At 64.2% G+C, this 4,454-nt stretch carries 6 protein-coding genes and 1 pseudogene; 2 read left to right on the plus strand and 5 right to left on the minus strand.

Annotated features, from left to right (window positions below; translation table 11 throughout):
- Together DBR22_RS07345 and DBR22_RS07350 are read left to right on the plus strand one after the other, a co-directional pair.
- Positions 1-650, plus strand: a 650-nt coding sequence (locus DBR22_RS07345) for an MFS transporter (RefSeq protein WP_146187423.1), incomplete at its 5' end; no start/stop codon positions are given.
- Positions 651-702: 52 nt separating this feature from the next.
- The gene (locus DBR22_RS07350) at positions 703-933 is read left to right on the plus strand and encodes a zinc-ribbon domain-containing protein (protein ID WP_108598466.1); all 231 of its coding nucleotides are present in this window, start codon (positions 703-705) and stop codon (positions 931-933) included.
- Between the two features lie 13 nt (positions 934-946).
- Here DBR22_RS07350 and DBR22_RS07355 read toward each other — a convergent pair whose 3' ends face one another.
- The 5 genes and pseudogenes from DBR22_RS07355 to DBR22_RS07375 form a co-directional block, all read right to left on the minus strand.
- A complete protein-coding gene (locus DBR22_RS07355; RefSeq protein WP_108598467.1) occupies positions 947-1,306 on the minus strand; it encodes a ribbon-helix-helix protein, CopG family in 360 nt (119 codons plus the stop codon).
- The gene (locus tag DBR22_RS07360) at positions 1,303-1,524 is read right to left on the minus strand and encodes a hypothetical protein (protein WP_219928085.1); all 222 of its coding nucleotides are present in this window, start codon (positions 1,522-1,524) and stop codon (positions 1,303-1,305) included. The genes DBR22_RS07355 and DBR22_RS07360 overlap by 4 nt, the downstream gene beginning before the upstream one ends.
- A gap of 138 nt (positions 1,525-1,662) precedes the next feature.
- A complete protein-coding gene (locus tag DBR22_RS07365; RefSeq protein WP_181365075.1) occupies positions 1,663-3,057 on the minus strand; it encodes a hypothetical protein in 1,395 nt (464 codons plus the stop codon).
- Between the two features lie 88 nt (positions 3,058-3,145).
- Complete coding sequence (locus DBR22_RS07370) at positions 3,146-3,619, minus strand: SipW-dependent-type signal peptide-containing protein (protein WP_108598470.1); 474 nt, start codon at positions 3,617-3,619, stop codon at positions 3,146-3,148.
- A 127-nt stretch (positions 3,620-3,746) separates the two neighbouring features.
- A pseudogene (locus DBR22_RS07375) lies at positions 3,747-4,454 on the minus strand (hypothetical protein); the annotation flags it as partial.

The following is a 4,454-nucleotide window of genomic DNA, read 5'->3' on the forward strand; positions in this document are numbered from 1 at the left end:
TCACCATCCCGGACCTGGTGGTCCCGCCAGTGCCCGACGGCGGCCACAAGGGTCCGGAGCCGACGCTGCGGAATGTGGCTGTTGCGCACGGCAAGGTGTTCCTGACGCTGGGCGTGGGGATCCTGCTGCTCAGTGCACTGCGCGCGTCCCGGCAGGTGGTGATCCCGCTGTGGGCGGACCATCTGGGCTTGGATCCGGCGCAGGCCTCGGTGATCTACGGGCTGTCCGGGGCAATCGACATGCTGGTGTTCTACCCGGCCGGAAAGGTGATGGACCGGCGCGGGAGGCTGTTTGTGGCCATCCCCTCCACAGTGATCATGGGGATCGCGATGTTCCTGATTCCGCTGGCTGCCTCGTTCACCGGCCTGCTGCTGGCCTCGCTGCTGATCGGCTTCGGCAACGGCATCAGTTCCGGGCTGATCATGACGCTCGGCGCTGACTTCTCGCCGGACCGCGGCCGGGGCCAGTTCCTGGGGCTGTGGCGGTTCATCGCGGACGCGGGCTCCACCGGCGGGCCCGTCCTGCTTTCCGGGGTGACGGCACTGGCCTCGTTGGGTGCGGGGGTCTCGGCCACGGGAGTACTCGGCTTCGCGGCGGCGGCGGTGTTCGCCGTCGTTCTTCCGCGGCTGAAGCACCGGCGCAATTACTAAGCATGCTTTCGATTAAGCGGTACCCTCGAAGGGTCCGTTAGAAGGGAACATCATGCTTTTCATCTTTGGCCTCAAGACCGTAGTCCGCGCCCTGCCCGGGCGCCCCGCCACCTGCCGGAACTGCGGGCAGTTCGTCCAGCATTACCTGGACGAGCACGCCCGGAAGTTCACGCTGTTCTTCATTCCCGTCTTCACCACGTCCAGGTCCTACCAGATCACGTGTTCGAACTGCCGTTTTGTATCCTCCCTCAGCGAGCGGGAACGGAAAGCGCTGGTGGGGTAGGGGGTCAACCCTGCTAGGAAGCCTTGGCGAGGTATTGCGCCAGGGCGTCCCGGATGATTGCCGAAGGGTTCCGGTGTTCCTGTTCCGCACGTTCCACGAGTTGGGCATCCATGTCAGCAGGCAGTCGCAGCGAGCGGGATGGCGATGTTCCCCTGGCGCTTAGCGAGGGCTTGCCGACGGCACGCCGGACGGCTTCGGTTGACCCGAGTACAGCCTCAAGGAGGGAACGGCCGGCCTCCGGTTCTGCGGATTTCGTGATGCGGGCGTCCGGTCCGATGTCCGCGGTTTCAGCCCATGTGGCCAGTTCGTCGTAGTGGGCCTCCTGTGCAGCTTCGCGGTCCTTGCTGCCATTGCGTTTCTTCGTTTCGTTCACTTTTCTGTCTCCCTTTCCGCGATGTCCAGGATCTTTTGACGGGCCTCCATGACATGAAAAATCAGGAGGTCACTTGGCGGGGTAATGACCGCCATGACTTCCAAAATCCGGAGTCCGTCCCTGGCCGGGCCGATAAACAGGTCCGGCCTGGTGCCCGGATCGACCCGAGGTTCGTCGAACTGCTCGACATGATAGATCTGGTGGAGGATGGCGTTCAATGCATCCTCCCGGTCTACGCCATGTTTGGCTGCGCTGGCCGTCCACCTGATCCCCATGACTTATTGTCCTACAATATTACCGGTTATTGCAAGACATTATTGCCCAATGGAAGACGTCCGCTTTGAGAATATGGTGGGCTAGACGACGTCGAAGATCAGGTGGACAGGGGGCAGCCCGTCGCTGGCCGCCGTGAACTCGCAGCCCGTTTGCTTTCCGTTATGCGAAAGATTGTCGAAGGAAACCAGGCCGTTTCCTGCTGCGAGGGTGACGGGGGCGCCGTTGATCCTGCACTTCTGCACCCCCGTGGACGTGAGGCTGACAAGGGCAGTGCTTTGTGTTTGATTGTCGAACGCATCCGCAATGGAGACCGTGGCGCTGAAGGGTTCGTTTTTAAGGACAGGCAGGTTGGCGATAGTGAGCTTGAGCTTATTTGGCGCGCCCGCCCTGACCTCCACAGAGATGCCGTCCGGTACCGCGAAGCCAGGAATGCTTGGTTTCAGGGTTGTCCATCCTGTTTTGGTGTTTCGGTAGTAGAACGCCGTTGACGTGGATCCGGCCTGTATGGCTACCGAGACAATGTTTTCACCGCCTGCAGTAACGGCGAAAAAGCCCGGGACGCTCAGACTGCCTGTTACTTCACTGAGCATGACTGTTGCCTTTTCTCCCACTGCGGGATTCCCCCATGCGTCGCGGCGTTCAACAAGGATGGGTCCAACGGAGGCAGTTGAAGAAGCGACGCCGGTCAGCGATGCTGGCGACGCCACCACCAGTTGCGTAGCGGGTCCGGCGGTGACGCTGAAGTTCGTGCTGACCGCACCCGAGTACCCGGCACTGGACGCCGCCAGGGTGTAGCCAATCCCTGCTTTTTCGATGATCAGGCCACCGAAAGTGGCCACGCCGAAGGCGTCCGTTGTGGCGGTCAGTTCACCGGTCAATGCGCCACCGGCCGGATGGGAGCCCAGTCCCAGCCGCACCTGCACACCGGGTGTCCTGAGGGGAGCTGGCTGGAGCAGTCCCGCGCCCGGGGTTTGGAGCTGTACGCGCAGTCCGGCAACGGTGGAGCCTGCCGTGACCGTGGCGGGCGGCTGGGACAGGAAGGCGAGCTCAAACAGGCTCGCGATGGTGACACTGTTGCTCGCTGGGCTGGCAGCGCTCCAGGACCGGTGGACAGCCGTCACCACATAACTGTGCGCGCCAACGGGGACAGAGGCGTCCGTGCACGCCGTAGTGGTGAGCGGTGCAGCGGGGCTGGAGCCGCACGCGAATGCGGAGGTGCTGCCGGTGATGCGGGTGACGTAATAGCCGGTGGGTGCGACAGCCCCCGCGGAAGCGGTCCAGCTGACTGAGACATTGGACGCCATCACCAGAGCGGAAACTCCGGTGGGCGGAATCAGTGTGGCGACTGCCGCCGTCGCACTCCCCGTCCCCGATGCCGGCCAGTACGCAAGGGCGGCACCCGCACCGGACGACAGGGAGACGGCGAATGCGATGCCGGCCAAAGCTGTGCCGCGCAACAGGCGGCCAAACAGCACCAGCCCCCACCGGGGCCGGGGGGGACCCTGAGGGGAGCTGGTGCTGCGGAACATGGGACCTTCCGGATGAAACTTAGGACGGGGAGTTTCAGCTGGCCAGGAAGTGCAGCGGTACCGCTACGCCCTTGCAGTCATTCTGGTTCACGTCCACGCGGTTGATCATTTTGAGAGTGACGGTGCCCGTGACGCTCTGGGCGGCGGACAGCTCGGTGGGGACGACGGTCGTTGAGACCTCGAAGTCATCCTTGGAGCAGGTGCCGGCAGCCCAGGCTGTTCCGTCAGCATTGAGGATGGTGGCAGCCACGGAGCTGACCTTCTGGACGCCGGTACCGGGGTTGGCCACGGTAAAGGTTGCGGTCTGCGCCGGACCGCCGGGGGAGAGCTGGCTGCCGGAGAAAGCCCCGACGCTGATGGTGATAGCCGTCGAATCGGCGGTGGACTGCACCGTTTTGTCCGTCGTCGCCGTGCTGGTCCAGTATGCGAAGGCTGCGCCGCCGCCGATGGCCAGCATCGCTGCGGTGGTGATGATGATGCGCTTTTTACGTCCGGCTGTCTTGCCCATGTGAGACCCCTAAGAATATGTGCGGTTATCCGCTGACCTGGGGAGCCCCCAGGCTCCGTAGGAACTACTGTTCCCGGGCCGGATCAAATTACGCCGGGGTAATCCGTCAAGGTTTCCGCAAAGTCCGTCAAGCATTCGTGCTGGTCAGGGCGCTATGGGTCAGCAGCTTCTCCACCACGTACTCAGCATCCCGGCCAACCCCGCCCACGGTCCCGGAGGTCAGGGCGTACTGGAACGGCATGCCCACAAAGTAGAGGCCGGGGATTTCCTGCACCACACCGCGGCTGGTCACCGGCCAGCCCAGATCATCCACCGGCAGTCCCGCCATCCAGCCGAAGTCCGGCCGGTAACCGGTGGCCCAGATAACGGTCCGGAAGTTGCCGGGCACGGCACCCGGGTTGGCCGTCCCGCCGTCGGAGGTCCCGGCGTCGGAGGTTCCGGCGTCGAACACCGGCTGCCCGTCCACCGCCCCGGTGACGCGGGGGAGCCGGATCACGCCTGCGCGCTCGACGTCCTTGATGGAGATGCGGATCAGCGGGGCGCCGCGTTTGTGGAAGTCTGCGGCCACCTTCCGGCCGGGTTTGGTGTCCAGGGTGAGCACGGAATTGACCAGGCGCCAGTAGAGCGGGCCGGCCCAGCGGAGAACGGCCCCGGGAATGTGCGGAGTGGGCCGTCCCGAGAGGTAGACCTTTCCGGAGTGGTGCTCCTGGGCGAGTTCCATGGCGATCTCCGCGCCGGAGGTGCCCGCGCCTACCACCAGCACGTCACCGGCGGGCACACTGGCCGGGCTGCGGTAGTCCAGGGAGTGGAGTTGCAGTATTTCTCCGTCCAGTTC

The sequence above is a fragment of the Arthrobacter sp. HMWF013 genome (genome assembly GCF_003061105.1).
Lineage (GTDB): Bacteria > Actinomycetota > Actinomycetes > Actinomycetales > Micrococcaceae > Arthrobacter.